This window comes from Leucobacter sp. MMO-125, from assembly GCF_037148395.1.
Taxonomy (GTDB): Bacteria; Actinomycetota; Actinomycetes; order Actinomycetales; family Microbacteriaceae; genus Leucobacter.
This window is the reverse complement of record NZ_JBBCTL010000005.1, coordinates 32,590-58,936: the sequence shown is the minus strand read 5'-3', so window position 1 is coordinate 58,936 and position 26,347 is coordinate 32,590. Positions and strand designations below refer to the sequence as shown.

The window sequence follows — 26,347 nt, the reverse complement described above, 5'->3', positions numbered from 1 at the left end:
CCGGCATCAGTCGGGGGACGGGAGTAGCCTGGGCGCATGAACGAGACCCAGGTGGAGCGGATTCCCGGCGTTGTGGCAGGCCTGCGCCACAGTTTCGAGCGTGGCGTCACCCGCCCCGAGCCGTGGCGGCGCGAGATGCTCAGGCGACTGCGGGCCCTGCTCGTGGAACGCGGCGACGACTTCGAGCGCGCACTGTTCGATGATCTCGGCAAATCCGGCACGGAGTCGCAGCTCACCGAGATCGGTTTCTTGGTGGCCGAGATCGATCACGCGCTCGCCCACCTGCACGGCTGGATGCGGCCGCGCCGTGCCGCCGTGCCCCTCGCGGCTCAGCCTGCGGCAGCGCGGATCGTGCCCGAGCCGCTCGGGGTGGCGTTGGTGATCGCCCCCTGGAATTACCCACTGATGCTCGCGCTCTCACCCGTGATCGGGGCGATCGCGGCGGGCAATGCGGTCGTTATCAAACCGAGCGAGCTCGCCCCCGCGACGGCGCGGCTCATTGCGAGCCTCGTGCCCGACGCGCTCGACCGTCGCACGGTGGCCGTCGTCGAGGGCGGCGTGCCGCAGACCACAGCGCTGCTCCAACAGCGCTTCGACCACATCTTCTACACGGGCAACGGGCGGGTGGGCCGCATCGTAGCCCGCGCGGCAGCCGAGCACCTCACTCCGGTCACCCTCGAACTCGGCGGCAAATCTCCCGTCTACGTCGACGACACCGTCGACCTTGCAGAAGCGGCGAAGCGCATCGCGTGGGGCAAGTTCATGAACGCCGGGCAAACCTGCGTGGCCCCCGACTACGTGCTCGGCAGTGCGCCGGTGCTGCGCACGCTCGGCCCGCTGCTCGCCGAAGCGATCCACACCCTCTACGGCAGCGCCCCGCAGTGCAATCCCGATTACGGGCGCATCGTCAACGACGCCCAGTTCGGGCGTCTGCTCGGCTACCTCGACGACGGCGAAACGCTCATCGGCGGCGGTCACGATCGCGCCGACCGCTTTCTCGAGCCGACCGTGCTTGTCGGGGTCGATCGCGATGCAGCAGTGATGCGCGACGAGATCTTCGGCCCGATCCTGCCGCTTGTGGAGGTCTCCGATCTCGACGACGCGCTCACCGTGGTCACCGGCCGCGACAAGCCGCTCGCAGCGTACGTGTTCAGTGACTCGGCGGCGGTGCGTCAGCGTTGGGAACGCGAGACAAGTTCGGGTGCCTTGGGGTTCGGGGTGCCGGTGCTGCACCTCGTGGTGCCCGAGTTGCCGTTCGGCGGGGTCGGCGAGAGCGGCACCGGCGCGTATCACGGGGAGCGTTCGTTCCAGGTATTCAGCCATGAGAAAGCCGTGCTGTCGAAGCCGCTCACGCCCGACACTCTCGGGGCCACCATCATGCCCCCGTTCACCCCTCAGAAAGACGCGCTCGTGCGTCGCTGGCTGCGTAAACTGCTCTAGCTCGCGGCGCTGCCCCAACATATGCCTGATCGCAGCGGGCGATCGGTAGGATTGTGCCGTGGAACAGCCCAGAAGCGAAGCCGGAGAAGCCGTGCACGACGATGCCGCGCATGAGCTGCCCCTCGGTGTGCGCGTGGCAGCCGCCTGGTCGTGGCGGCTGATTCTCATCGGCCTCGCCTGCGCCGGGTTCCTGTGGCTCATCGTGCAGGTGCGGATCATCGTGATCCCGTTGCTGGTCGCGATTCTGCTGACGGCGCTGCTGGCACCCGTGGTGCAGTGGTTCCAGAAGCGCGGTGCGCCGCGCTGGTTGGGGGTGATCTTCGCCCTCGCGATGTTCGTCGCAGCGGTGTGGATCCTCGTCACCCTCATCGCGACGCAGCTTCGAAGCGGCTTCGATGATGTGGCGCAGCGCTCCCAGGAGGCCTGGGTGGAGTTGCTGCACTGGGGTGAGGCGACCTTCGGGTTCTCGGCTGAGGAAATCGACGGCTTCACCGGCCAGCTCATGAAGACGATTGACGGGCACCAGTCGGAGATCTGGAACGGTGCCCTCGGCGTGGCCACCTCCGCCGGCCAGTTCGTGACGGGCACGCTACTCACCCTGTTCTCCCTGATTTTCTTGCTGATTGACGGGCGTCGCATCTGGTTCTGGGTGCTGGGGTTCCTGCCTGCGCGGGCGCACGCTCCGGTTGACGCCGCCGGTCGGGCCGGCTGGGTCTCGGTAGGGCAGTACGTGCGCGTGCAGATCTTCGTGGCGTTTGTCGACGCCGTCGGCATCGGTGCCGGCGCGGCGCTGCTCGGCGTGCCACTGGCGATACCGGTCGCGGTGCTCGTGTTCTTGGGCTCGTTCATTCCGTTCCTCGGCGCTATCACCACAGGCGCCCTCGCCGCGTTCATCGCGCTCGTCTACAACGGGCCTGTCAACGCGCTTCTCATGCTCGGCGTGGTGATTCTCGTCAACCAGATCGAGGGTCACGTGCTGCAGCCGCTGGTCATGGGCAGTGCGGTGAAGGTGCACCCGCTGGGCGTCGTGCTCGCGGTGTCGACCGGCGCGCTGCTCGCGGGTATCCCAGGCGCCTTGTTCGCGGTGCCCATCGCGGCCTCGGCCAACTCCATCGTCAACACGCTCGTGCACAGGCAGTGGGATCCGGGATCGGATCCTGTCGCCGAGTATCACCGCCGCGAGAAAACCTCGCAGCGGGCGCGTCACCGCGCTCGCAATGTCGCGCGACTGCTGCGCAAGGAAGGACACTGATGAGCGAAGCAGCTCGCACCGCCCCCGCCCTCGAAGATTTCGAGCGTGCACTCGAAACGGTGCACCGGGTCACGCAGCGCACCCCGTTCGAATCGTCGCGCTATCTTGCCGAGGTGCTCGATGTGCCCGCGGTCTACCTGAAGTGCGAAAACCTGCAGCGTACCGGCGCCTACAAGCTGCGCGGCGCCTACAACCGTCTGACGCAGCTCACCCCGGAGGAGCGGGCGCGCGGCGTGGTTGCTGCCTCGGCCGGCAACCATGCGCAGGGTGTGGCGTTCGCGGCACGCGAGCTCGGTATCAAGGCGACGATCTTCATGCCTCTCGGTGTGGCATTGCCGAAGCTGCAGGCCACCAAGCACTACGGGGCCGAGGTAGTGCTCGAGGGAGCTACCTTCGACGAGACGAACCGGGCAGCGCAGCAGTTCGTCGAACAGAGCGGAGCGATTTTCATTCCACCGTTCGACCACCCCGCGGTGATCGAGGGGCAGGGTACTGTTGCGCTTGAGATGCTGCAGGTGCAGCCCGACATTGAGACGCTGATCGTGCCGATCGGTGGCGGCGGCCTCATCTCGGGTGTCGCGGCTGCGGCGAAGCAGTGGGCCGCGCGCGAGGGTCGCCCAATGCGAGTGATCGGCGTGCAGTCGGAAAACGCGGCTCCCTACAAGCCGTCGCTTGAGGCCGGACACCCGGTGACGATCGAGACGCGACCCACGATCGCCGATGGCATCGCGGTCGCCCGCCCCGGCGAGCTGAACTTCGAGATGGTGCGTGAGTTCGTCGACGAGGTCGTCACCGTCAGCGACGACGATATTGCGCGCGCTATCGTGATGCTGCTCGAACGGGCGAAGCTCGTGGTCGAGCCGGCCGGTGCCGCAGGTGTTGCGGCGATTCTCGCGGGGAAGGTGCGCGCCTCGGGCGTGACGGCGACGGTCCTGTCGGGTGGCAACATCGATCCGCTGCTGCTGCAGCGCGTCATCGGTCACGGCCTCGCCGCGTCTGCGCGCTACCTCAAGCTGCGCATCCTGCTGCCCGACGTGCCGGGTCAGCTGGTGCGCACGGCGTCGATCGTGGCATCTCAGAACGCCAATGTGGTCGAGGTGATCCACACGCGTCACGCGACCGAGCTGCCCGTCAGTCAGGTCGAGCTGGAGCTGCACATCGAGACGCGCGGGCACGAGCACGGCGACGCCGTTGCGCAGGCCCTGCGTGATGCCGGTTACACGGTGCGAGTGGGCGAGCGGTACTAAGCTCCTACGCCTTGAACTCCGGGGGTTAGTGGGGGAGTGGGGCGCCGGACTGTGCTGCGAAGAGGCGGATCGCGCGCCGCGCGTCGTCGAGAGTGATGCTGCCGCCGGCGACGATGTGCAGGCCGTAGGCGTCTTCGAGGGCGACGAAGTTCATGGCGATATCGTCGAGCGGGCCAGTCAGCGCGAATGCGCCGCTGGCGACACCCTCGGTGAGGATGCCGCGGTAGAGCTCGAGCTGTTCGCGGTAGAGCCGCTGCACGAGTTCGTCGTGCAGGGGCGACTTGCCGGCCAGCACGTCGAATTCGTAGAGCAGCCGCATGAGTGCATCGTCGGGGCCTTCGGGCAGGCCGGCCTCGACGGCGGTTGCGAGCTTCGCGGCTGCGCCCTGTTGCTGTGCGACGAGCGCGGCGCGTTCTGAGCCCACGCGCTCCATGCCGGCGGCATGGGCCTCGACGAGGATCGCTTCGAGATCGTCGTAGTAGTAGAGCAGCGCACCGCGCGTCACCCCGGCCTGGTTGGCGACGTCGGTGAGCGAGAGGTTGCGCAGGCCGTGCTCGGCGGCGGCGGTGAGGGCCGCGTCGACCACCTCGCGGCGGCGCTGCTTCTGGGTGCTCGGGCGTGCCATGCCTGCCAGTATGCCAGGCGTCGCAGCCGAGCAAGCCTCGCAATGACGGCTTTTCGCGGGCGGGGCGCAGGTTTCTTGACAAATGAGTAAATTAATTTACTCTGGAGTGAAAGAACTCGACCGCAGCGGCGGTCCCACTGAGCCTCAGGAGATGACATGGCCGTCGATACCCTCTACACCGGTGGCAGGATTCGCACCTTCGACCCCGACCAGCCCTGGGTAGAAGCCCTCGGCGTCACCGGCGATCGCATCACCTACGTGGGATCCGCCGCCGATGCCCCCGCCGCCCGCCGCACCGTGCAGCTCGAAGGGCGCCTGCTCACCCCCGGCATCGCCGACACCCACAATCACCTGCTGCTCGGCTTCGACGACCTCGCCGTCAGTCTCGACCAGGTCACCAGCCTCGACGTCGTGCGTGCCCGCATCGCAGAGTTCGCCGAAACCCACCCCGAGCTCGAGTGGATCTGCGCCGAGAACGCCCTCTACTCCGTCGTCGAGGGCCGCCGCCCCAACGCCGACGACCTGGTGGGCGTCACCGACAAGCCCGTCTTCATCACCACCTATGACCAGCACTCCGTATGGCTCAACCGCCCCGCGCTCGCGAAGCTCGGCATCCTGAACGGTGGCGACATCGCCTGGGGCAACCCCGAGATCGACAGCACCACCGGCGAGCCCACCGGCTGGGTCACCGACTTCTACACGAGCGCCATGACCATCAACGGCCTCGCCGAGCTGCAGCGCGACATCCCCATGTACTCGCCCGACCGCCGCTACGCGAAGATCGCCAACAGCCTCGACATGGCCGCCCGCTTCGGCATCACCACCGTGGTCGAACCGCAGGTGCCGCTCGCCGAACTCGACCTCTTCGCCCGCGCCGAGCGGGAGGGCCGCCTCACCAGCCGCACCATTGCCGCGATCTACCACCCTGTCGGCGCCGACGGCGACTTCCGCGCCCGCATCACCGAGGCGATCCGCGAGACACCCCAGCACGAACGCTTCAAGCTCGGTCCCGTCAAGCTCTACGCCGACGACGTTATCGAACCGCACACCGCCGCGATGCTGCAGGACTACGCCAACCGCCCCGGCCACCGCGGGCACACCAGCCTCGAACCCACCGAGTTCACCAGGCTCTTCACCGAACTCGACAGGCTCGGCTACCAGGTGCATACCCACGCCACGGGCGACTGGGGCATCCGCCTCACCCTCGACTCCATCGAGGCCGCCCAACGCGCCAACGGCCGCACCGACACCCGCCACGGCATTGTGCACGTCGAGTGCCTCGCCCCCGAAGACCTGCCTCGCTTCCGCGAACTCGGCGTGGTCGCGGCGATGCAGCCCCGCCACGCCTCACCGGATCTCGTGGCCGGCACCTGGATGGAGAACGTCGGCGAGACTCGCTGGGATCGCGCGTGGCGCTTCCGGTCGATGATCGACTCGGGCGCCCGCGTCACCTTCTCAAGCGACTGGCAGGTCGGCGAAATGGATCCGCTTGTGGGCGTCTACAGCGCCATGACCCGCGCCGGTCTCGACGGCTCGCAGGCGTGGACCCAGGGCGAGCGCGTCGGCCTCGACGCGACGCTCGAGGCGTACACGCGGGGCGGTGCCGAGGCGTTCCACCACGAGGGTGCGCTCGGCATGCTGCGCGTGGGGTACCTCGCCGACCTCGTCGTCTGGTCGGGCGACCTCTATGGCATGGAAGCTTCCGAAATCCTCGAGCAGCGCGCCGATCTGACAGTGGTGGGCGGATCCGCGATCCACGATGTCCACGGCGAGCTCGGCGGCAACGCGGCCGCGGCCACCGTGCAGGATCCCGCCGGAGCCGGTCAGAGCTGCACCGAGCCCGACGACAGCCACCACTGCCACAGCCACTGATCCGCCCCTCCCCGGGGCACGCCCCCGGGGAGCACCGCAGTGCTCACCACAACGATGTGTAAGAAGGACCCTCATGACCAGCCTCCCCACCCGCACCGGCGTCGCCGCCGGCGATGACCAGATCGCGCACGCTATTACCCAGGAGCCGGGCGCCCTGAAGCGCACCCTCAAGCTGCGCCACCTCGTGTTCATCGGCCTCGCCTACATGGCGCCGCTCGCGGTGTTCGACATGTTCGGCATTGTTGCCGACGAGACCGGCGGCCACGTGCCGCTCGCCTACCTCGTGGTGATGGTCGCGGTGCTGTTCACCGCATTCAGCTACTCGCGCATGGTGCGCTTCTTCCCGATCGCGGGATCCGCCTACACCTACGCAAAAGAAGCGATCAACGCGCACCTCGGCTTCCTCGTGGGGTGGGCGGCCACGCTCGACTATCTGCTGCTGCCGATGATCAACGCGATCCTCTCGGGCATCTACATGGGGGCGGTGTTCCCCGAGGTGCCGTTCTGGGTGTGGGTGCTGCTGACGGTGGGGATCTGCACGGCCCTCAATCTGGTGGGGGTGAAGCTTGCGGCGAGCATGAACGTGCTGCTCGTCTCGATCCAGCTCGTTGTGGCCGTCGTGTTCGTGGTGCTCACGATCGTCAACATCGTCAACGGTGCGAACGGTGCTGAGTTCACGGCGCGGCCCTTCATTTCGAGCGACATCCAGGTGGCGGCGATCGCCGCTGGTGCGGCGATCCTCGCCCTCTCCTTCCTCGGCTTCGACGCGGTTTCGACCCTCGCGGAGGAGGCGGAGAAGCCCGAGCGGGACATCCCGCGCGCGATTTTCATCATCATCGCTGTGGCCGGAGCCTTCTTCATCACCGTCACCTACGTGATGCAGGTGCTCTTCCCCGATGTCACCCAGCTCGGCGACATCGTGGGGGCCTCGCCCGAGATCGCGAAGTACATCGGTGGTGCCGCATTCCAGGCGATCTTCGTGGGCGGCTACATGATGGCCGTGCTCGGCTGCGGGATCACGCAGCAGATGAGCGCCGCGCGCCTGCTCTATGCGATGGGCCGCGACGGTGCGCTGCCGAAGCGTCTCTTCGGCGGCGTGAACGAGCGCACGGGCGTGCCCGTGGTGAACGTGCTCATCGTTGCAGCAATTGCACTCACCGCCCTCTTCGTGGATCTCGACCAGGCGGCCTCGATGATCAACTTCGGTGCCTTCATCGCCTTCACCTTCGTGAACCTCTCGGTGATCTTCATGTTCTTCCGATTCTTGCAGCGGCGGTCTGTGGGCGCCTGGCTCGGCTTCGTGCTGGTGCCGGCGGTGGGCGTGGTCATCAACGTCTGGTTGTGGCTCAGTCTTGACGCGGTGTCGATGGTGATCGGCGGCATCTGGCTCGCCCTGGGCCTCGTCTACCTCGTTGTGAAGACGCGCGGCTTCCGCGCCGCCGCGCCAGACCTCACCGGCCCCATCAACATCGGCATGTACGAGTAGAGGGGCCTCGAACCGCAGGCGTGCGGGATAGCCTAGTCTGGAGGTGCCCTCGGACTAGGCGGATATCCCGACATGAAGATCCTGATCGTTGAAGATGACGCGCGCGTCTCCGATGCCCTGAGCGCCTATCTGCGTCAAGCGGGGTACACCACTGTCTGCGCTGCGAGCGGTGCGGCAGCCCTGGAAGCGCTCGGCGCTGACACCGAGGCTGTGCTGCTCGATCTCGGCTTGCCCGATATGGACGGGATCGATGTGTGCAGGCGGATCCGCGGCATCTCGGGCGTCCCCATCATTGTCGCGACCGCGCGCAGCCACGTCGAGGAGCGCATCAAGGGTCTCCACGCCGGCGCCGATGATTTCGTGGTGAAGCCCTACGACGTGCGCGAGCTGGTCGCGCGTATCGAGGCCGTCACCCGGCGCACGCGACCACTGCCGGTCGACTCGGACGAGGCCTCGGGGATCACCGTCGACGGCGTATACATCGATTTCCGCAACCGGCTGGTGCTGGCCGACGGAGCCCCGGTCGAACTCACCCCCAAGGAGTTCGACATCGTCGCCGTGCTGGCCCGCTACCCGGGAGTGGTGGTGCCTCGCGACCGCATCATCCGTGAGGTGTGGGGCACTGACTGGAGCGGCTTCAACCGCTCACTCGAAGTGCACGTCGGCTCGATCCGCCGCAAACTCGCGCGCCCCTCGCTCATCGCGACACTGCGGGGCGTCGGATACCGGCTGACCGGGGCCTGAGCCGTGCGCACCCGCCTCATCATCGTGTTTCTGGTGCCGGTGACGGTTATTCTGCTGGCGTTGAGCGGTGCCTACGCCTGGAGCGTGGCGCGCAGTATCCAGCAGGAAGCTTCGAGTCAGCAGCTCGGCGACCTCGGCTACTTTCTCACCGGTGCCCGCCAGTCGCTGCGGGCCGCGAATCCGGCGGTGGTGGCGGGCGAGCTGGAGCGGTACAGCGAGCTGTATGGCACGCGGATCGCGGTCTTCGACCGATCGGGAACGCTCTGGGCCGCTGGCGGTCTGCAACCCGAGGAGATCGACGAAGAGATGACCGCTCAGATCGGTCTCGCACTTTCGGGGCGTCGCAGCGACCCGAATCTGACGGTGCTGCCCTGGTCGCTCGGTGAGACCGTGATGGTCGAGCCCGTGTTCGATGACGGCAATGTGATCGGCGCGGTGCTGATCGCGGCGAGCGCCGACGCACCACGCGGTGAGATCCTGACCCATTGGACGCTGATGGTGCTGGTGTGCGCCCTCGTCATCGGCCTGTTGGTCCTCGCGGTGTTTCGTCTCGCCCGCTGGGTGCTGCAGCCGTTGTTGCGCGTTGATAACGCGATGGCCGCCATTGAGCACGGCGAGATGGATGCCCGCATCGCAGATGACACCGGCCCACCGGAGATGCGCCGCATGATCAGGCTGTTCAATCAGATGGCGGAGGAGATCGAGCGGGTGGTGTCGCGTCAGCGGGAGTTCGCGATGAACGCCTCCCATGAGCTGCGTAACCCGCTCGGGGCGCTGCTGATGCGGGTCGAATATCTTGCGACCGGGCTCGAGCCTCGCTGGGAAGACGACATCGAGAAGACCCGTGAGGAGGGGCGTCGCATGTCGCGAATCCTCGACACGCTGCTGAACATGGCGCGAGCCGGGCAGCAGGATTCCTCGTTTGTCGCAGTTGATCTCGTTGAGCTTGTGGAGAGCCGCGTGGCAGCGTGGCGCGACGTGGCCCGCGAGCGGGGCCTCCGCATCAGGGTCGACGGTGCCCCTGGCGTGATGAGTTCGACCGATCGCACCTCAGTGGAGAGCGCCCTCGACGCCGTGATCGACAACGCCCTCAAGTTCGCACCCGCGGGCTCGACCATCGATGTGACGGTGCGACGAGATGGCGACTCCTGCGAGATCGCCGTGCGCGACCGCGGCCCCGGACTCGAAGCCGAAGAGCTCGAACGGGTGAAGAGCCGGTTCTGGCGCAGCCCGCGCGACCAGAACGTGCCGGGTTCGGGGCTCGGCCTCGCGATCGCAACGGATCTGCTCGCGGCGCTGCAGGGGAGCGTCGAGGTCTCCGCACCTGACGGCGGCGGCCTCCGTGTCGCACTGCGACTGCCGGGGAGCGAACGATGATGCGGCGCAGAGCACGGGCGCGGGTCGTCGCTGCGGTAGCCGCGCTGGCGACCGCGCTGCTCGGGCTCACCGGCTGCGTGGGCCCCGACTACGCGAGCGACGAGCACTTCGAGATCGCCGGTGGCGGCACCACCGGGGTCTACTACGCCTACGGCGAGGAGCTCGCGGGCGCCCTGCACCGGGAGCTCGGGCTCGACATCACCGTCGCCGAGACTCACGGCTCGGTCGACAACCTGTTGCGGGTCGCAGCAGGGGAGGCGTTGCTCGGCTTCGCGCAGGGTGACACGGCGGCCGATGCGGTGCGCGGCACCGGCGACTTCGCTGATCCGCTCCCGGTGCGCGCAGCCGCCCGCGTCTACGACGAATACGTTCACCTGGTGGTGCCCGCCGAGTCGGAAGTGCGCCGGATCGCCGACCTTGAGGGTCGCAGGGTGTCGCTCGGGGCACCGAACTCCGGCGTGCAGGTCATCGCAACCCGCGTGCTCGCCTCCTCCGGCGTCGCGCTTGACCGGATCGAGAACCCCGAGCTTGGCCCAGATGCCTCGATCGAGGCGATGCAGCGAGGCGAGATCGACGCCTTTTTCTGGGTGGGTGGGCTGCCCACGCCGGGGATCGAGCGGCTGGCGAGGGCGATGCCGATCCGTCTGCTCTCCATCGAGGCCGACACTGTGGATCGCGTCAACTCCGGGCACGCCGGGGTGTACCGTCTCGCAGACTTCCCGGTGGGCGTGTACGGCATCGAAACACCGACGGTCACCATGACGGTGCCGAACTATCTGATCGTCTCGGAAGACGCACCCGACGAACTCGTCTACGACGTGGTGCGGGTGCTCTTCGACTCGCGCCAGGAGATCGGTCGCCGGGTCGCCGCGGGCGAATTCCTCGATCGACGGCAGGCCATTTTCACAGCCCCGGTGGAGCTGCATCCGGGTGCCGCCCGCTTCTACGTCGACGCCCGACGGTAACCCCTGGAATCGACGCTCCGCGTCGCGAACCTCAAGAAACGCTCAAGGGCACGCTCAAGAAAGCCTCAAGGCGGCTGACGCGCACGCGATCCGCTCTCTAGCGTTGGGGCCGATCGGTTCGACGACGTACCGCCCACCCGCACGGGTCGGCAGCGCCCGCCGAACCGTCGCAGCCAGGCCAGCCGCCTGCGATGCGCTCGCCGCATTGCAGGTCACGACCCAGAGGTGGAGACATGATGAGTGCGAGCGAACCGCTTGTCGTCGTGGAGAACGTGCAGAAGCACTACGGAGAGTTTCAAGCCCTGACCGATATCGATCTCACGATCGACGCGGGCGAGGTGGTCGTGATCATCGGGCCCTCCGGCTCGGGAAAGTCGACGCTCTGCCGTTCGATCAACCGCCTGGAGACCATCACCAGCGGTTCGATCCGCGTCGACGGCAGGGAGTTGCCCGCCGAGGGGAAGGCGCTCGCGAAGCTGCGCGCCGAGGTCGGCATGGTGTTCCAATCGTTCAACCTCTTCGCCCACCTGACGATCCTCGAGAACGTCACCCTCGGCCCCATCAAGGTTCGCGGCCTCAGCAAGGCTGACGCCGAGCGGGAAGCGATGGAGCTCCTCGCCAGGGTCGGCGTTGAGAAGCAGGCCTCGAAGCTGCCTGCGCAGCTCTCCGGCGGGCAGCAGCAGCGCGTCGCCATTGCCCGCTCTCTCGCGATGCACCCCAAGGTGATGCTCTTCGATGAGCCCACAAGCGCCCTCGACCCCGAGATGATCAACGAGGTGCTCGACGTGATGGTCGAACTCGCCAAGGAGGGCATGACGATGATCGTCGTCACCCACGAGATGGGATTCGCGCGGAAGGCGGCGGATCGGGTCGTCTTCATGGCCGACGGCCGGATCGTGGAGGAGGCCACACCCGATGAGTTCTTCACCCACCCGAAGAGCGACCGTGCCAAGGATTTCCTCTCCAAGCTCATCACCAGCTGAGGCGTCTGCGCCGCCAGGCGGCACCGACGACCCGAACACCCGAACCACCGATCGAAAGGAACACTCCATGCGTTTCAAGAAATCACTCGCGGCGCTCGGCCTTTTTGCCGCAGCGGCGCTGACGCTCACCGGCTGCAACAGCGGCTCCCCTGGTGCGACCGAGGGCGGCAACGACGCCCCCGCGGCAGCCAGCAAGACCCCCTGGGAGGTCGCGGAAGGCTTCACCCTCGAGGGCAGCCCCACATTCGACAAGATGGAGGAGCGCGGCAAGGTCGTGGTGGGTGTCAAAGAGGACCAGCCGGGCCTCGGTTACCTCGACAACGTCACCCAGGAGCGCAGCGGCTTCGATGTCGACATCGCACGCTGGATCGCCGCCTCGCTCGGCTTCGATGAGGAACAGATCGAGTACAAGGCGATCGCCTCGGCGAACCGTGAGCAGGCGATCGTGAACGGTGACATCGACTACTACGTTGGCACCTACTCGATCAACGACAAGCGCAAGCAGGACATCGACTTCGCCGGGCCCTACTTCGTGACCGGCCAGGGGCTGCTCGTGAAGAGCGACGGCGAGGATTACCAGTCGCTTGAAGAGCTCGCGGGCAAGACCGTGTGCTCGGCGACCGGCTCGACGCCGATCCAGAACATCAAGGAAAACTTCCCCGAGATCAAGACGCAGGAGTTCGACCTCTACTCGGCTTGCGTCGAGAGTCTCGTCAACGGCCAGGTCGATGCGGTGACCACCGACCAGGCGATCCTCATCGGGTATGCCGCGCAGGATCCCGACAACCTCAAGGTGACTACCGGGCCGCTCCTCACCGAGGAGCTCTACGGGGTGGGCCTCCCGAAGGGCGACGACGTGCTGCGCACGCACATCAATGACCTCTTCACCGACGGCGGCACCATCTGGCAGGCAATCTTCGACCAGAACCTCGGCGATTCGGGGATCAAGGTCGAGCAGCCCAAGGTCGACGCATACTAATCGCTGCAGGCCGCCGGGGCGGGGGTGAACCCTCCCGCCCCGGCGGCCCTCGCTCAGGAGGGGAAGGCGCATGGACGTCATCTTCGGGAACCTCGATCTCTGGGGGACCGCGATTAAGAACACCCTGCTGGTGTTCTTCGGAGGCGGGGTGCTCGCCCTGGTGCTCGGCGTCATCGTTGGCGCTATGCGGGTCTCACCAGTGCCGATCGCGCGTGGGGTGGGCACCGTCTATGTCAACATCATCCGCAATACGCCGCTGACGCTGGTGTTCTTCTTCTTCGTCCTTGGGTACCCCGCGCTCGGGCTCCCGAAGATGAGCACGCTGCTGCTCGGTATCCTCGCCATTGGCATCTACACGGCCACCTATGTTGCCGAGGTGCTGCGAGCGGGGATCAACACCGTGCCTGTGGGGCAAGCCGAGGCCGCGCGGGCCATCGGCCTGCCGTTCGGGCAGGTCATGGGTCTTGTGGTGCTGCCGCAGGCATTCCGCTCGGTGGTGCCGCCGATGATGAGCGTGTTCATCGCCCTGCTGAAGAACACCACCGTGGCGGCTGGCTTCTCGGTTGCCGAGCTCGCCGCACTGCGCGCCACAATCAATGATTCCGCCGGACGCCCCGGCAGCCCGATGGAGGTGCTGCTCTGGGTGGCGCTGGTGTTCGTGGTGCTCGTGTTCATCCTGAGCTTCGTGCAGAACCGCCTTGAGAAGAAGTGGAGGATCATTCGATGACTTCCGTGCTGTACGACGTGCCAGGGCCGAGGGCGATCCTGCGCAATCGGCTGATCGCGGTGGCGACGGTAGTGGTGATCGGTGCCCTGGCGGCGTTCCTGATCTACCGGTTGGCGCTCTCCGGCCAGTTCTCCGCAACGAAGTGGGGGCTGTTCACCTACACCGCGATCTGGGAGCAGATCTTCGCGGCGCTCGGCAAGACGCTCGCGGCCTTCGGCCTCGCGGCAGTGCTGAGCATCGTGCTCGGCTTCGTGCTCGCCATCGGCCGGCTGTCTGACCATCGCTGGGTGCGCGGCCCCTTCATGGGGGTCACCGAGATCTTCCGCGCGGTGCCGGTGCTGGTCATGATGATGCTGCTCTACTACGGCTTGCCGTCGGTGGGGGTGCGCATGGAGCCGTACTGGGCGGTGGTGATCGCGCTCGTGGTCTACAACGGCTCAGTGCTCGCCGAGGCGCTGCGCGCCGGCATCGAGGCGCTTCCCCGCGGGCAGAAGGAAGCCGGGTATTCGATTGGTCTGCGCAAGAGCGGTGTGATGAGGCTCATCCTGCTGCCGCAGGCGGTGCGATCGATGCTGCCCGTGATTGTTGCGCAGCTCGTGGTGACGATGAAGGATACGGCGCTCGGCTTCATCATCACCTACCCCGAACTGCTGTACCTCGCAAAGCAGCTCAGCAGCAATGTGCAGTTCGGCCGCCCGCTGCTGCAGTCTGCATTCGTCATCGGCGGCATCTACATCATCATGTGCCTGATGCTCTCCGGTCTGGCGAAGTGGTTCGAGATTCGCACGCGCAAGAACCCAAGGGCCCGAGGCGGCGCGGCCGGCACCCCGACGGAGACCGTCCCGGTGCAGCCGGGCGACCCGCGGTTGCATGAGGCGGGCACGACCACAGAGGTGATCGCGACGCAGGGGAGGTAGGCGGCGGTGAGCTCCCGTAGCCGCGGGAGTGGATCGCAGTTCAGGCGGAGGTTTTCGACGAGAACCTCCGCCTGAACCGCGATGCACGGGGTGAACTGCGGCCGCGCGGGTTCGATGTGAAAGGGTGTGCTGGTGAGCGAGTTCGTGTTCGTGCCCGAGGGTGGCGATTGGACCACCCTTGCGCTGCTGTTCGCGGCGGCGTTCGCCGCGGGGTGGATCGACGCCGTGGTCGGCGGGGGAGGGCTGATCCAATTGCCGGCGCTGCTGCTCGTGCCCGGCATCACCCCCGTGCAGGCGCTCGCCACGAACAAGCTGGCATCGGTCTTCGGCACAGCAACGAGCAGCGTCACCTACGCCCGGCGCGTGCGGCCCGGTCTGCGCACGGTACTGCCGATGGCGGGGATCGCGCTGCTCGGCTCGTTCGGCGGGGCGACAGTGGCGGCGTTCCTCCCTGCGGCACTCTTCAAACCGATCATCGTGGTCGCCCTGATCGCGGTGGCGCTCATCACCCTGTTCAAGCCCGCGCTTGGTGCGGTCACGCGCCTCAAGCATCGGGGCCGGCGTCACGTCGTAATCGCCGGCGCGACGGGCGCGGCCATCGGCTTCTACGACGGGGTGCTGGGGCCGGGCACCGGCACGTTCCTCGTCATCGCGCTCGTCGGCCTGCTGGGCTACGACTTTCTCAGAGCGAGCGCTCAGGCCAAGATCGTCAACTTCGCCACGAATCTCGGCGCGCTGCTCTTCTTCATTCCGCTCGGTGCGGTGCTGTGGCCGCTAGGGCTGGTGATGGGGATCGCGAACGTCGCAGGCAGCTTCATCGGCTCACGCATGGCTATCGCACGGGGCGTGCGATTCGTGCGCGTGCTGTTCCTCGTGGTGGTAAGCGTGCTGGTGGTGAAACTCGGCTTCGACGTGTGGCACGACACCCTCAGCTGAGGGCCGCCCGTGCGCCGCGCCAGCGGCCAGGGGCGGCCGCTGCTCAGCCGGTGTAGGTGTCGACGGCGAGGATCTTCACGGGGATCTGGTTGCCGTTGGGTGCCGAGTAGCTGGTCTCTTCGCCGATACTCAGACCGGTGATGGCGACGCCGAGCGGGCTGTCTGCGCTGTAGACGTCGAGGTCTGAGCCGTCGGCGAGTTCGCGGCTGCCGAGCAGGAAGCGCTCTTCGTCACCGAAGATCTCGGCGGTGACGACGGTGCCGACCTCGACAACACCGCTCGCCTGGGGTGCCTCGCCCACGACGGCGTGCTTCAGCAGCTCTTCCAGGTCGCGGATGCGGGCTTCCATTTTGCCCTGCTCGTCTTTTGCGGCGTGGTAGCCGCCGTTCTCCTTGAGGTCGCCTTCTTCGCGTGCGGCTTCGATGCGCGCTGCGATGTCTTTGCGACCAGGGCCCGAGAGCTCGTCGAGTTCGGCCTTGAGCCGATCGTAGGCGTCTTGAGTCAGCCAGGTCTGGGTGGGCTCGGCCATGTCGATCCTCGTTTCCTTGGTTGTTGCCGGCGAAGTACCGCCGGGGCCGTGCGCGGGAATGCGCAGGGATATACGCAACGCCCCGACGAGATCAGGGCGCAACCTTCAGGATATCAGCGACTCCGCCGCGAGGGGCGGTAGCCGGGCTGCTACTTCTCGATCACCCAGCAGTCGCGCACGGACGCGGCCGTCGCGGGGTTGGTGGTGATGAGGCGCGTGACGATGGTGTGGGTGGGCTCTGCGGTGACGGGCAGTTCTACCACCTTCCAGCCAACGGTGGCCTTCGAGGTGTTGAGGGCTTCGACGGCGCAGGCGACAGGGGTGCTCGGCGGTGCCGTCACCTCGAATTTGACGTCGAGGGCGAAGTCGCTGTCGCGGGTGAAGCCGATGTCCTGCCAGGACACGCGGTTCGTGCTCTGCCAGCCGCTGAAGAGCAGAAAGCCGATGCCTGCGAGCACGAGCAGCGCCGCGGCGATCCAGGCGAATCGTCTGTCGATGCTGCGGCGGCGACCCGTGCCGTAGCGGTCTTCGAGCGACTGCGCGGGCGGGGCGTCGGCGGCACTTGCGGCCGTGGTGGGCGACGCGCTTGCAGCCCCCGGGGTCGACGGCTGTGCGGATGCGGTCTCCGGCACGGGATCCTCCGATGCGCACTGGGTAAACTGTGTAGTCGTTGCCAGCGTACCGGGGTTCGCCCGGGAAGCACGTGAGAGGACCGCATGACCCTTCGACTGATCGCGGTGCACGCCCACCCCGACGACGAGTCGAGCAAGGGCGCGGCGACGTACGCGCACTATCTCGATCAGGGCGTCGAAGTGCTGATCGTCAGCTGCACCGGCGGTGAGCGCGGCGATGTGCTCAATGAGCTGGTGGCGCGCGATCCGAAGAGTCGCCGTGATCTTGCGGGGTTGCGGCGCGATGAGATGGCGAGTGCGCAGCGCATTATCGGGTTCGAGCATCGCTGGCTGGGGTATCAGGATTCGGGCTTGCCCGCAGAGGGCGATCCGGTGCCTGCGGGCTCGTTCGCGCATATTCCGGCCGAGGTTTCGGCTGAAGCGCTGGTGCGGGTGGTGCGCGAGTTCCGGCCGCATGTGATGATCACCTACAACGAGCAGGGCGGCTATCCTCACCCTGATCACATCCGTTGCCACGAGGTGAGCCGTATCGCGTGGGAGCGTTCGGGTGATGCGAGCGCGTATCCCGATGCGGGCGCACCGTGGAGCATCAAGAAGCTGTACTACGAAGAGATTTTCAATGCCGAGCGTGTCACCACGGTCTACCAGTGGTTGCTCGATCATGAGCCGGAGTCGCCGCTGATCGGGCAGTTCGCTGAGCTGCGGGAGTGGATGTCGCGCCGCGCGTACCGGGGCACGGCGAAGATCGAGGTGGGGCGCTTCTTCGAGCGTCGCGATGAGGCGTTGCGCGCGCACGCGAGTCAGGTGCCGCCAGATAGCCCGTTCTTCTTCTGGCCGAATGAGTTGCAGCGCGAGGCGTGGCCGTTCGAGGATTACCGGCTTGCGGCGTCGCGTGTGGCGACGAGCGAGTTCGAGGCCGATCTGTTTCAAGGAATCGAGGAGGGCGCGTGAGCGTGTGGAGTGTGGTGGCGCGAGTCGCCGAGGAGAGCACGGAGTTCGACCCGAATAAGGTGACACCGGGCTTCGAGGGCTTCGTGTTCACGGGTCTGATGGCGGCGGGCATTATTGTGCTGGGCTTCTTGCTGGTGGGGCGTTTGCGTCGCAATGCGTACCGGCATCAGGTGCGTGAGGATATCGAGCGCGAGCTCGGTGCAGAGGAGAACGGCGGGGAGCCGGATCGCGATCCTGAGTCCGATCAGCGGGGCTGAGGGCGGGTGATTGACGGCGGCGATTCCGTGTTCGGTGTCGAGCCGGGGGCGTTCGGTGATTTCGCCGGAGCTGATTTCGATGGCCCTGATTTCGATTCCGAGGAGCGGTGGCCGGGGGAGGCCTGGGGCGCGCCGGCTCCGGTGGGCTGGGCGGATCGCGGGGCGCCGCCCGTCGTGAGTTCTCGCGCCGCATCGGTGCCTGGCGCTGCGTCGCCTGGCCTGGCGTCGCCGTCGTCTCCACCCGCTGTGCCGGCTGGTGGCCCGCATGTGGGGCAGGATCCGCTGGCGGTGCTCGCCGAGGTCTTCGGCTATGACGCGTTCCGCGGCGACCAAGAGGAGATTGTTCGCCAGGTGATCGGCGGCGGTGACGCGGTGGTGCTGATGCCCACGGGTGGCGGCAAGTCGATCTGCTACCAGATTCCCGCGCTGGTGCGTGAGGGCACGGGGGTGGTGCTGTCGCCGCTCGTAGCGCTGATGCACGATCAGGTGGCGGCGCTGCAGCTGGTGGGGGTGCGGGCCGCGGCACTCAACTCGGCGATGTCGATCGAGGATCGCCGTGAGGTCGAGCGCGCCTTCCGTGCGGGCGAGCTCGATGTGCTCTATCTCGCTCCCGAGCGACTTTCGGCCCCCGGCACGGTGCAGTTGCTGGAGCAGGGGCGTATCGCGCTGTTCGCGATTGACGAGGCGCACTGCGTGTCGCAGTGGGGCCATGATTTTCGCCCCGACTATCTGCGCCTGGGAGCGCTCGCAGAGCGCTGGCCCGATGTGCCGCGCATCGCACTCACGGCGACGGCAACGCCCGAAACGCATCGCGAGATCACCGAGCGCCTGCACCTGGAGCAGGCGAAGCACTTCGTGTCGAGCTTTGACCGCCCGAATATTCGCTACCGCATCGTGTCGAAGCAGAACGTGCGTGCGCAGCTCATCTCCTTCATTCGCGGCGAGCACGCGGGTGAGGCCGGCATCGTCTATGCGCTGAGTCGTAAGCGCGTCGAGCAGACCGCTGCCGCGCTGCGCGACGCCGGTGTCGATGCCGTGGCCTATCACGCCGGTCTGCCCGCGCACGAGCGTCTTGAAGCGCAGAAGCGTTTCTTGCGTGAGGATAGTGTGGTGGTGGTTGCCACGATCGCCTTCGGTATGGGCATCGACAAGCCCGATGTGCGGTTCGTGGCGCACATCGATCTGCCGAAGTCGATCGAGGGGTATTACCAGGAGACAGGGCGCGCGGGCCGTGACGGGCTGCCCTCCGAGGGCTGGCTCGCGTATGGGCTGCAAGATGTGGTGCAGCAGCGCCAGATGATCGAGTCGGGTGATGGCGATGCGGTGACGAAGGCCAGCCAGACCAGGCATCTCAATCAGATGCTCGCCTTGTGCGAGGGCGTGGCGTGTAGGCGCCGCTTCCTGATCCGCTATTTCGGGCAGGAGGCTGCCGAGACGTGTGGCAACTGCGATGTGTGTCTCGACCCGCCGAAGTTGTGGGATGCGACGATTCCCGCGCAGATGCTGCTGTCGACGATTATCCGTACGCAGCGCGAGCGCGGCCGCAGCTATGCGGCGGGCCAGCACATCGATGTGTTGCGCGGGGTCGCATCTGAGCGGGTCTCGCAGATGCGTCTCGATGAGTTGTCGACCTGGAACATCGGCTCGGAGTGGTCGGTGGCGCAGTGGCGCGGGCTGGTGCGGCATCTGCTGGCGGTAGGGATGCTCGAAGCCCGCGGCGAGTGGGGTGTGCTCGCTCCCACGGAGGCGGCGAAGCCTGTGCTGCGTGGCGAGGAGCAGGTCATGATGCGCGAGGAGGTGGTGGTGAAGGCCGGCGCGGCCCGGGGCGCGCGCGGTGTGCGTGCGAGCGGATCGGCGGCAGGCTCGAAGCGATCCGCTGCTGCCGCTGATCTCAGCCCCGAGCAGGCCGAATGCTTCGAACGGTTGCGCGAGTGGCGGGCAGGCGAAGCACGCAAGCAGGGTGTGCCGGGCTACGTGGTCTTCGGCGATGCGACCCTCGCAGCGCTCGCGGTGCACCGGCCGGCAAGCGACGACGAAATGCTCGCGATCTCGGGCATCGGTCAGGTCAAGCTCGAGCGATACGGGGCCGCGGTGCTCGAAGTGCTCGCCGCCGCGTGACGGGGCAAAGGCGGGTGCGCTGCTGCGCTCGCTGCCGAGACGCGAGGTGTTTCACATGAAACACTCGTGAACGGCGCAGGAGGTTCTGATCCGCCCCGAACAGGCGCGCGCAGTAGGCGAGGATCTGCGAGACACGCCCTACCGCAGGTAGACAGGGTCGAGCGCGACGAGCAGCGCCGCGGTCCAGTGGCACAGGAACGCGAGCACCGTCAGTGCGTGGAAGATTTCGTGGAACCCGAACACCCCGGGCACTGGATTTGGCCGCTTGAGGCCGTAGACTACCGAGCCGAGTGTGTAGAGCAGGCCGCCCACGATCACGAGCACCATCGCGGCCGGGCTCGCATGATAGATGTCGACGAGGAACATCACGGCGGCCCAGCCGAGGAGCACGTACAGCGGCACATAGAGCCAGCGCGGAGCGCCGATCCAGAACACTCTGAATCCGATGCCCAGCAGCGCGCCTGCCCACACGAGCACCAGCGGCAGCACGCCCTTGTCGAGTGGCAGTGCGAGCAGTGCGATGGGGGTGTACGTGCCAGCGATCAGCAGGAAGATATTGGCGTGGTCGAGGCGGCGGAACACCTGCTTCGTGCTGGGCCTCCAGTTGAAACGGTGGTACAGCGCCGAAATGCCAAAAAGCAGCATGCTCGACAGCATGTAGACGAGCGAGGCCCACTTCGCGACGGGGCCGTGCGCGAGCGAGATGAGCACGATGCCGGCGGCGACGGCCACGGGGAACATGCCGGCGTGGATCCAGCCCCGCCAACGGGGCTTCGCCTCTGACCCCGCTGCCGAGGCAGGCTCGCCGCCTGGCTGGTCGTGGGCGTGGTCGAGCGCGTCTGCGAGTAGCGGAAGCGAGAACGTGTCAGGCTCGGGGAACCGGTGCCTCTCGGTCTGCTCGGAGTGCGGGCGAAGATCGTCGGTGGAGCCGTTCGTGCTCATGCTTCGAGTGTAGGGTCGGCACAGTTCTGAGGGGGCATATATGTGGAGATCCCCAGCTGGGGTGGTCGGGGGCGCGGCCGGGGCAGGCGATACACTCTGAGGGTGAATGCCCCGCCCACGACGCCGCGCGCCGGACTGCTCTACCGGCTCTACCAGCGGCGCCTGCGCCGGGAGATCGACCCGCGTCGGGTGCCCCAGCACATCGCTGTGATCGTCGACGGCAATCGTCGCTGGGCCAAGCAGCGCCTGCAAGAACGCGCCTCCTTCGGGCACCGTGCCGGCGCGCAGAAGGTACCCGAGTTTCTGGGGTGGTGCGAAGAGGCCGGCGTGCACACTGCCACTCTCTACCTGCTTTCGGCAGACAACCTTGGGGCGCGCGACCGCCAAGAACTTGAAGACCTCTTTGGCATCATCGCGGCGCTCGCTGCGCAACTCGCCGAGAATCCGCGCTGGCGGGTCAAACACGTGGGCTCCTGCGAAGGGCTTTCCCCAGAGCTCGTCGCCGCCCTGCGCGATGCCGAGCAGCGCACCGCCGATCACGAGGGGCTGCACATCAACCTCGCGGTCGGGTATGGCGGGCGCAGCGAGATCACCTCGGCGGTGCGCGACATCATCGCCGAGCACCAGGCCGCCGGTGGCACGATCGACACCCTCGCCGAGCACCTCACCCCGGAGAACATCGGCGAGCACCTGTGGACGCGGGGCCAGGCAGACCCCGACCTCGTGATCCGCACTTCCGGCGAGCAGCGGCTCAGCGACTTCATGATCTGGCAGTCGGCGCACTCCGAGTTCTACTTCGTCGAGGCGCTCTACCCTGATCTACGCGAGGTCGACTTCTTGCGGGCGCTGCGCGACTACTCTTCACGGCAACGAAGGATGGGAAAGTGAACGCGGTGCGTGATGTGCAACTGCCTGATCTGAGCGCACAGCGAGTGCTGGTGACGGGTGCCTCCGGCGGTGTCGGCAGCGGGATCGCCAGGCGTTTCGTTGCTGCCGGTGCGCACGTCGCCGTGCACTACCGGGGTGCGTCGGCGGCGTCGATCGATACGGCATTCACGCTGGTCGAGGAGCTGCGGGAACGCGGTGGAGTCGCTGTGGCGGTGCGAGCGGATCTCGGAGAGCCAGGCTCGGCGGCACGCCTGGTCGACGAGGCGGTGCGGGCACTCGGCGGTCTTGACGGGCTCGTCAACAACGCCGGTATTCAGCCGCTCGCCACCCTCGCCGAGACCTCGCGCGAAGAATGGGACGAGGTGCTTGCCACGAACCTGGGGGCCGTATTCGAGCTGTCGCAGGCTGCTGCGGCGGCCATGGGCGACGCCGATGGCAACCGGTGGATCACGCATATCGCGTCGATCGAGGCGAGTCGCCCTGCTCCGGCGCATGCGCACTACGCAGTGGCGAAAGCGGGGCTTGTGATGCACGCCCGTGCGGCGGCGCTCGAACTGGGTCCCGCGGGGATCCGCGTGAACACGGTGTCGCCCGGACTTGTGGATCGCCCCGGGCTTGCCGAAGCTTGGCCGGAGGGTGTGGAGAGCTGGATCGCGCGCGCCCCGCTCGGCCGTCTTGCGACCGCCGACGACATTGGCAACGCCTGCGTGCTGCTGGCGTCGCCTGCTGCGGCGTTTATTACCGGGCAGGATCTCGCCGTCGACGGCGGCATGCTCGCCACCCCCGGCTGGTAGCTGCGGCAGTCGCCGCGCGGCTGCGTCGCCGAAGGCACGAGAGTGTCAGTGGCTGACGATACAGTGGGCGTGGACGAGAGGAGCCACGCATGAGCGAGACGATTCTGAGGGCCGACGCGATGCTCACCCCTGGCGGGGTTGTGGTCGACGCCGAGCTCGCATTCGACGCCGATGGGCGCATCACCTACGCGGGAGCGGTGCGCTCCGAGAGCATCGCCAATCTCGATCTCGGCGAGCCGCAGGGCAGCGCGGGCGTCAGCCCCGCAGTTCATGAGACCGGCGTGCCCGCCCACTCGGGTCGGGTGACACACGATCTCACGGGCCACGTGCTCATGCCGGGGCTCGTGAACGGCCACACCCACTCGGCCATGACCCTGCTGCGCGGCGTCTCAGACGACGAGGGCTTCATGCCCTGGCTCGCCGCCGTGCAGGCGCTCGAGCAGCACCTCACGCACGAAGATGTCGCACTCGGCCTGCAGCTCGCGATGGTCGAGATGATCGAGACCGGCACGGTCGCCTTCGCCGATATGTACCACTGGGACGAATCCCTCGTCGAGCTGGTGCGGTCGGCCGGTATGCGGGCCATGGTCGCACTGGCCTCGTTCGCTCCCGATGCCGTTGGATTCCCCGGGGTGTCGCCCTGGAACGGGGCCGAGGTGACCGCGCGCACAGAGGCGCTCGCCGCCCAGTACGCAGGCGATCCGCAGATCCGCATCGCCTACGGCCCTCACGCGCCCTACACCTGCCCGCCTGACTTCCTGCGCGACATCACCGCCCGCGCACTCGAACGTGGCATCCCGATCCACACCCACATCTCCGAATCGGCGGCCGAGGTCGCGCAGATCCTCGAACAGTACGGTGCGACCCCGGGCGACCACCTCGCCTCACTCGGTCTCTTCGACGCCGAGGTGCTTGCGGCACACTGCGTGCACCTCACCGAGGGCGAGATCGAACTATTCGCCCGCACGGGCACGGCAGTGAGCCACAACCCGGTATCCAACCTTAAGCTCGGCAACGGCATCGCGCCGCTCCCCGCCTGGCAGCGTGCGGGGTTGCGCATCTCTCTCGGCACCGACTCCGTCGCGAGCAACAACACGCTCGACTTGTTCGAGGAGATCAAGACCGGCACCATTCTGCATCGCGGCGTGCACCAGGACGCCGCGATCGTGCGGGCCGCCGACCTGCTCGACATCGCCACCAGGGGCGGCGCCGAGGCGATCGGCTTCCCCGACTCAGGCGCGCTCGAAGTTGGCGGCTTCGCCGATGTCATCGCGCTCGATATCTCAGGAGCCGCCGCGACACCGCTTGACCTGGCAGCTCAGCCGGCCGCTCTCGTCTCGCACCTCGGCTTTGCGGCGACCGGAGCCGATGTGCGCCACGTGTTCATCGGTGGCCGTCACGTCTATGCAGATGGTGAGCACCTCACCCTCGATGCCCCGGCAATCCGAGAGCGGGCCGCTCAAGCACGATCCCGCCTGCTTGCGGGCTAAACCCGGAGCCGTTCCGTAGATATGGAATCTGCCGAATATATGGTGGATCTTCGGTCGCAGGCCAGATAGTTGGCAGATCCCGTATCTACGGCCGACGGCGAGCTGCACCCGAACTCACTCAGAACCCCCAAGATTCCCGACTCCCCGACTGAAAGGCCTCCGACATGGCACCCGTCCGACTTCCTGCCGACGCCGAACTTCCGCTGCTGCGCGCCAGGGTCTCCGACCTCGCCGACCGCGCGCTCGTGGTCGGCGACCCCGCCCGCGCGGCGCGTGTAGCCGAGCGCCTTGACGATGCCCGCCAGCTCGCCGACAACCGCGAATACCACGTCTATGCGGGCACCCACCGCGGCGTGCCCGTCACCGTCGCCTCCCACGGAGTTGGCGCGGCCGGCGCAGCCGTCTGCTTCGAAGAGCTCGCGCGCGGGGGAGTGACCCGCATCATCCGCTTAGGCACCGCCGGCGGCATGCAGCCCAACGTTGTCGACGGCGCCATCGTGGTCGCCACCGGCGCCGTGCGCGCCGACGGGGTGAGCCACCAGTTGGTGCCCACCGAGTTTCCCGCGCTCGCGACTCCCGAGCTGACAATCGCGCTCAAGGCTGCCGCGGCGCAGACGGGCCTCGACGTGCACAGCGGTGTCGTCGTCACCGGTGACATGTTCTACCCGAGCAACGTGATTACCGGCGTCGACCTGCGCATGTGGCAGCGCGCCGGTGCCGTCGCCGTTGAGATGGAGGCCGCGGCGCTGTTCGTGATCGCCGCGCTGCACGGCATCGAGTCGGGTGCGGTATTCGCAATCGATGGCAACCCACTTGCCGCGCAGGACGAGTCGATGGACGGCTACGACCCTTACCGGGAGATCGTCACCCGCGCTGTCGATGGTGCGCTCGACGCCGCGCTCGACGTGCTCGTGGCGTAGCGGCTACACGCTTCGCACATAACGGGAGCCTCGCTCTGCAGCAGTCCGATGGGAATGCTGCAGAGCGAGGCTCCCGTTCGCGGTGCGACCGGTTGCTCAGGCGAGGCGCGAGCGGTCAAAGGCGTCGAGGCTGATGCCCTGATCCAGCACCTGCTTCGCCCACTCCTTCGCCGAGTGCAGGCTGTGGTCGCGGTAGTTGCCGCAGCTCACTGCCTCCGTGCCGGGCACGTCGTCCCAGGTGACCCGCTCAACGAGGTCTTCGAGAGAGCTCTTGATCGCCGCGCCCACCTGTTCGGGAGTGGGCTCGCCCCAGGCGATCATGTGGAAGCCGGTGCGGCAGCCGAACGGCGAGATGTCGATCAGTCCGTCGAAGCGGGTGCGCAGCAGAGCGGCGATGGTGTGCTCGATGGTGTGCAGGCCTGCCGTGGGAATCTCGCCCTGGTTTGGCTGCACGAGCCTGATGTCGTAGTTGGAGATCGCGTCGCCCTTGGGCCCGTGCTCCACCCCGATCAGGCGCACATAGGGGGCCAACACCTTCGTGTGGTCCAGGGAGAAGCTTTCAACCTCGGCAAGTTCGACATCGCTCATGCCGCCAGTGTAGCGACGGCTGCCGGGGGCGGTGCGAGTGTGACAGCGGCTTGCGGCGCGGGGTATTGGGGGTGCGGATCCGCCTTCGGTGAGACCTGAACCGACGTGCCCGCTGCGGCCCCGGAGCACCGGAGCACCGGAGCGCCGGGTCACCGGAGCGCGCCTACGCGGCGCGGGCGAGGTCGCGACGGGTGAGCGCGATGCGGGCGCGGGATCCGGGTGCTTCGGGGTCTTCGGATACCCGCACCTCCCACCCTGCGTGGTCGAGCCGGTTCAGATCGCCGCGGGCTTCGTCGAGATTGTCGGTTTCGACGAGGTACATGGTGTGGCCGCCGGTGCGGTACACGGAGCGGTGCTGCGCCCACTCGGGCACGCGCATCTCGGTGTCGTCGCCGAGGGAATGGTAGGGGGTGCGCAGCGGGCGCCGACGACGCTGCTGCAGGTCGATGATGTTCTGTGTTTCCATGATGAGTCCTTTCGAACCGCACCACCGTGGTGCGGTTGTTCTCTGAAATGCGCACGACGCATGCCAAGGCGGCCATGCAGGCCGGGCCGTGCTGCTGAGCTTCGCGGGACCCGCGGAGTTGATCTCTCGACGCCGTGAATCTCTCCGATTCCTCGGGCGGAAACGCGTGCCTCTCGGAAGCTCAACTCACAAGTTTAGAACAAGTCTTCGAAAAACGCTAGT

Annotated in this window: 26 protein-coding genes; 20 read left to right on the top strand and 6 right to left on the bottom strand. The window is 67.2% G+C overall.

Annotated elements, in window-relative coordinates; genetic code table 11:
- The first annotated feature begins 36 nt into the window (after positions 1 to 36).
- From WFI54_RS12545 to ilvA, 3 genes are read left to right on the top strand one after another with little or no spacing between them, the layout of a single operon-like run.
- Entirely contained in the window at positions 37 to 1,440 is a 1,404-nt protein-coding gene (locus tag WFI54_RS12545) for an aldehyde dehydrogenase family protein (RefSeq protein ID WP_336653145.1), read from the top strand.
- Positions 1,441 to 1,498: 58 nt separating this feature from the next.
- Positions 1,499 to 2,692 carry an AI-2E family transporter gene (locus tag WFI54_RS12540; RefSeq protein WP_336653144.1) on the top strand — a complete coding sequence of 398 codons (1,194 nt, stop codon included), beginning with the start codon at positions 1,499 to 1,501 and terminating at the stop codon, positions 2,690 to 2,692.
- The gene (gene ilvA, locus WFI54_RS12535) at positions 2,692 to 3,939 is read left to right on the top strand and encodes a threonine ammonia-lyase (protein ID WP_336653143.1); all 1,248 of its coding nucleotides are present in this window, start codon (positions 2,692 to 2,694) and stop codon (positions 3,937 to 3,939) included. Before WFI54_RS12540 ends, ilvA begins: the two co-directional genes overlap by 1 nt.
- Positions 3,940 to 3,964: 25 nt before the next feature.
- Here the strand turns inward: ilvA and WFI54_RS12530 are convergent, their stop codons facing one another.
- Positions 3,965 to 4,564: a TetR/AcrR family transcriptional regulator gene (locus WFI54_RS12530; protein ID WP_336653142.1), complete on the bottom strand. Its 600-nt coding sequence runs from the start codon at positions 4,562 to 4,564 to the stop codon at positions 3,965 to 3,967.
- Positions 4,565 to 4,720: 156 nt separating this feature from the next.
- On the opposite strand from WFI54_RS12530, the gene WFI54_RS12525 reads away from it, so the two are divergent.
- The 10 genes from WFI54_RS12525 to WFI54_RS12480 all read left to right on the top strand — a co-directional run bounded on the left by WFI54_RS12525 (position 4,721) and on the right by WFI54_RS12480 (position 15,550).
- Complete coding sequence (locus WFI54_RS12525) at positions 4,721 to 6,436, top strand: amidohydrolase (RefSeq protein ID WP_336653141.1); 1,716 nt, start codon at positions 4,721 to 4,723, stop codon at positions 6,434 to 6,436.
- Positions 6,437 to 6,509: 73 nt separating this feature from the next.
- Complete coding sequence (locus WFI54_RS12520; RefSeq protein WP_336653140.1) at positions 6,510 to 7,922, top strand: APC family permease; 1,413 nt, start codon at positions 6,510 to 6,512, stop codon at positions 7,920 to 7,922.
- Positions 7,923 to 7,994: 72 nt separating this feature from the next.
- Positions 7,995 to 8,666, top strand: coding sequence for a response regulator transcription factor (locus WFI54_RS12515; RefSeq protein ID WP_336653139.1), 672 nt, complete (start codon positions 7,995 to 7,997; stop codon positions 8,664 to 8,666).
- A gap of 3 nt (positions 8,667 to 8,669) precedes the next feature.
- Positions 8,670 to 10,043: a sensor histidine kinase gene (locus tag WFI54_RS12510; protein WP_336653138.1), complete on the top strand. Its 1,374-nt coding sequence runs from the start codon at positions 8,670 to 8,672 to the stop codon at positions 10,041 to 10,043.
- On the top strand, positions 10,040 to 11,008 hold the full coding sequence (locus tag WFI54_RS12505; protein ID WP_336653137.1) for a TAXI family TRAP transporter solute-binding subunit: 969 nt from the start codon (positions 10,040 to 10,042) through the stop codon (positions 11,006 to 11,008). Before WFI54_RS12510 ends, WFI54_RS12505 begins: the two co-directional genes overlap by 4 nt.
- Positions 11,009 to 11,244: 236 nt before the next feature.
- A complete protein-coding gene (locus WFI54_RS12500) occupies positions 11,245 to 11,991 on the top strand; it encodes an amino acid ABC transporter ATP-binding protein (protein WP_336653174.1) in 747 nt (248 codons plus the stop codon).
- A 67-nt stretch (positions 11,992 to 12,058) separates the two neighbouring features.
- On the top strand, positions 12,059 to 12,970 hold the full coding sequence (locus WFI54_RS12495) for a glutamate ABC transporter substrate-binding protein (RefSeq protein ID WP_336653136.1): 912 nt from the start codon (positions 12,059 to 12,061) through the stop codon (positions 12,968 to 12,970).
- Positions 12,971 to 13,040: 70 nt separating this feature from the next.
- The gene (locus WFI54_RS12490; RefSeq protein ID WP_336653135.1) at positions 13,041 to 13,697 is read left to right on the top strand and encodes an amino acid ABC transporter permease; all 657 of its coding nucleotides are present in this window, start codon (positions 13,041 to 13,043) and stop codon (positions 13,695 to 13,697) included.
- Entirely contained in the window at positions 13,694 to 14,614 is a 921-nt protein-coding gene (locus tag WFI54_RS12485; RefSeq protein WP_336653134.1) for an amino acid ABC transporter permease, read from the top strand. Before WFI54_RS12490 ends, WFI54_RS12485 begins: the two co-directional genes overlap by 4 nt.
- Before the next feature lie 132 nt (positions 14,615 to 14,746).
- Positions 14,747 to 15,550, top strand: coding sequence for a TSUP family transporter (locus WFI54_RS12480; RefSeq protein WP_442918654.1), 804 nt, complete (start codon positions 14,747 to 14,749; stop codon positions 15,548 to 15,550).
- 43 nt (positions 15,551 to 15,593) lie between these two features.
- Here WFI54_RS12480 and greA read toward each other — a convergent pair whose 3' ends face one another.
- Both greA and WFI54_RS12470 read right to left on the bottom strand, forming a co-directional pair.
- Positions 15,594 to 16,079: a transcription elongation factor GreA gene (gene greA / locus WFI54_RS12475; RefSeq protein ID WP_336653133.1), complete on the bottom strand. Its 486-nt coding sequence runs from the start codon at positions 16,077 to 16,079 to the stop codon at positions 15,594 to 15,596.
- A 149-nt stretch (positions 16,080 to 16,228) separates the two neighbouring features.
- Positions 16,229 to 16,711: a DUF4307 domain-containing protein gene (locus tag WFI54_RS12470; protein WP_336653132.1), complete on the bottom strand. Its 483-nt coding sequence runs from the start codon at positions 16,709 to 16,711 to the stop codon at positions 16,229 to 16,231.
- 84 nt (positions 16,712 to 16,795) lie between these two features.
- On the opposite strand from WFI54_RS12470, the gene mca reads away from it, so the two are divergent.
- Genes mca through recQ form a run of 3 tightly spaced genes read left to right on the top strand, consistent with a single transcriptional unit; the run spans position 16,796 to position 20,037 of the window.
- Complete coding sequence (gene mca / locus WFI54_RS12465) at positions 16,796 to 17,662, top strand: mycothiol conjugate amidase Mca (RefSeq protein ID WP_336653131.1); 867 nt, start codon at positions 16,796 to 16,798, stop codon at positions 17,660 to 17,662.
- Positions 17,659 to 17,919, top strand: coding sequence for a hypothetical protein (locus tag WFI54_RS12460; RefSeq protein ID WP_336653130.1), 261 nt, complete (start codon positions 17,659 to 17,661; stop codon positions 17,917 to 17,919). The genes mca and WFI54_RS12460 overlap by 4 nt, the downstream gene beginning before the upstream one ends.
- A 6-nt stretch (positions 17,920 to 17,925) precedes the next feature.
- Entirely contained in the window at positions 17,926 to 20,037 is a 2,112-nt protein-coding gene (gene recQ, locus WFI54_RS12455; RefSeq protein ID WP_442918655.1) for a DNA helicase RecQ, read from the top strand.
- A gap of 138 nt (positions 20,038 to 20,175) precedes the next feature.
- Here the strand turns inward: recQ and trhA are convergent, their stop codons facing one another.
- Positions 20,176 to 20,979 (bottom strand): PAQR family membrane homeostasis protein TrhA, encoded by an 804-nt coding sequence (gene trhA, locus WFI54_RS12450; RefSeq protein WP_336653129.1) that lies wholly within the window; start codon positions 20,977 to 20,979, stop codon positions 20,176 to 20,178.
- A 102-nt stretch (positions 20,980 to 21,081) separates the two neighbouring features.
- On the opposite strand from trhA, the gene WFI54_RS12445 reads away from it, so the two are divergent.
- The 4 genes from WFI54_RS12445 (at position 21,082) to WFI54_RS12430 (ending at position 25,071) form a co-directional block, all read left to right on the top strand.
- The gene (locus WFI54_RS12445; RefSeq protein WP_336653128.1) at positions 21,082 to 21,867 is read left to right on the top strand and encodes an isoprenyl transferase; all 786 of its coding nucleotides are present in this window, start codon (positions 21,082 to 21,084) and stop codon (positions 21,865 to 21,867) included.
- Complete coding sequence (locus WFI54_RS12440; RefSeq protein ID WP_336653127.1) at positions 21,864 to 22,661, top strand: SDR family NAD(P)-dependent oxidoreductase; 798 nt, start codon at positions 21,864 to 21,866, stop codon at positions 22,659 to 22,661. Before WFI54_RS12445 ends, WFI54_RS12440 begins: the two co-directional genes overlap by 4 nt.
- An 89-nt stretch (positions 22,662 to 22,750) precedes the next feature.
- A complete protein-coding gene (locus tag WFI54_RS12435; protein WP_336653126.1) occupies positions 22,751 to 24,151 on the top strand; it encodes an amidohydrolase in 1,401 nt (466 codons plus the stop codon).
- Between the two features lie 164 nt (positions 24,152 to 24,315).
- The gene (locus WFI54_RS12430; protein WP_336653125.1) at positions 24,316 to 25,071 is read left to right on the top strand and encodes a nucleoside phosphorylase; all 756 of its coding nucleotides are present in this window, start codon (positions 24,316 to 24,318) and stop codon (positions 25,069 to 25,071) included.
- Positions 25,072 to 25,167: 96 nt separating this feature from the next.
- Here WFI54_RS12430 and WFI54_RS12425 read toward each other — a convergent pair whose 3' ends face one another.
- Positions 25,168 to 25,659, bottom strand: a complete 492-nt coding sequence (locus WFI54_RS12425; RefSeq protein ID WP_336653124.1) for an S-ribosylhomocysteine lyase — start codon at positions 25,657 to 25,659, stop codon at positions 25,168 to 25,170.
- A 163-nt stretch (positions 25,660 to 25,822) separates the two neighbouring features.
- Positions 25,823 to 26,125, bottom strand: coding sequence for a hypothetical protein (locus WFI54_RS12420; protein ID WP_336653123.1), 303 nt, complete (start codon positions 26,123 to 26,125; stop codon positions 25,823 to 25,825).
- Between the last annotated feature and the right edge of the window lie 222 nt (positions 26,126 to 26,347).

What these genes read in the sequence shown, in the direction of transcription:
- WFI54_RS12545 (WP_336653145.1), top strand. Translation starts at nt 37, where the DNA reads ATGAACGAGACCCAGGTGGAGCGGATTCCCGGCGTTGTGGCAGGCCTG.
- ilvA (WP_336653143.1), top strand. Translation starts at nt 2,692, where the DNA reads ATGAGCGAAGCAGCTCGCACCGCCCCCGCCCTCGAAGATTTCGAGCGT.
- WFI54_RS12530 (WP_336653142.1), bottom strand. Translation starts at nt 4,564, where the DNA reads ATGGCACGCCCGAGCACCCAGAAGCAGCGCCGCCGCGAGGTGGTCGAC.
- WFI54_RS12525 (WP_336653141.1), top strand. Translation starts at nt 4,721, where the DNA reads ATGGCCGTCGATACCCTCTACACCGGTGGCAGGATTCGCACCTTCGAC.
- WFI54_RS12520 (WP_336653140.1), top strand. Translation starts at nt 6,510, where the DNA reads ATGACCAGCCTCCCCACCCGCACCGGCGTCGCCGCCGGCGATGACCAG.
- WFI54_RS12515 (WP_336653139.1), top strand. Translation starts at nt 7,995, where the DNA reads ATGAAGATCCTGATCGTTGAAGATGACGCGCGCGTCTCCGATGCCCTG.
- WFI54_RS12505 (WP_336653137.1), top strand. Translation starts at nt 10,040, where the DNA reads ATGATGCGGCGCAGAGCACGGGCGCGGGTCGTCGCTGCGGTAGCCGCG.
- WFI54_RS12500 (WP_336653174.1), top strand. Translation starts at nt 11,245, where the DNA reads ATGAGTGCGAGCGAACCGCTTGTCGTCGTGGAGAACGTGCAGAAGCAC.
- WFI54_RS12495 (WP_336653136.1), top strand. Translation starts at nt 12,059, where the DNA reads ATGCGTTTCAAGAAATCACTCGCGGCGCTCGGCCTTTTTGCCGCAGCG.
- WFI54_RS12490 (WP_336653135.1), top strand. Translation starts at nt 13,041, where the DNA reads ATGGACGTCATCTTCGGGAACCTCGATCTCTGGGGGACCGCGATTAAG.
- WFI54_RS12485 (WP_336653134.1), top strand. Translation starts at nt 13,694, where the DNA reads ATGACTTCCGTGCTGTACGACGTGCCAGGGCCGAGGGCGATCCTGCGC.
- greA (WP_336653133.1), bottom strand. Translation starts at nt 16,079, where the DNA reads ATGGCCGAGCCCACCCAGACCTGGCTGACTCAAGACGCCTACGATCGG.
- mca (WP_336653131.1), top strand. Translation starts at nt 16,796, where the DNA reads ATGACCCTTCGACTGATCGCGGTGCACGCCCACCCCGACGACGAGTCG.
- trhA (WP_336653129.1), bottom strand. Translation starts at nt 20,979, where the DNA reads ATGAGCACGAACGGCTCCACCGACGATCTTCGCCCGCACTCCGAGCAG.
- WFI54_RS12435 (WP_336653126.1), top strand. Translation starts at nt 22,751, where the DNA reads ATGAGCGAGACGATTCTGAGGGCCGACGCGATGCTCACCCCTGGCGGG.
- WFI54_RS12430 (WP_336653125.1), top strand. Translation starts at nt 24,316, where the DNA reads ATGGCACCCGTCCGACTTCCTGCCGACGCCGAACTTCCGCTGCTGCGC.
- WFI54_RS12425 (WP_336653124.1), bottom strand. Translation starts at nt 25,659, where the DNA reads ATGAGCGATGTCGAACTTGCCGAGGTTGAAAGCTTCTCCCTGGACCAC.
- WFI54_RS12420 (WP_336653123.1), bottom strand. Translation starts at nt 26,125, where the DNA reads ATGGAAACACAGAACATCATCGACCTGCAGCAGCGTCGTCGGCGCCCG.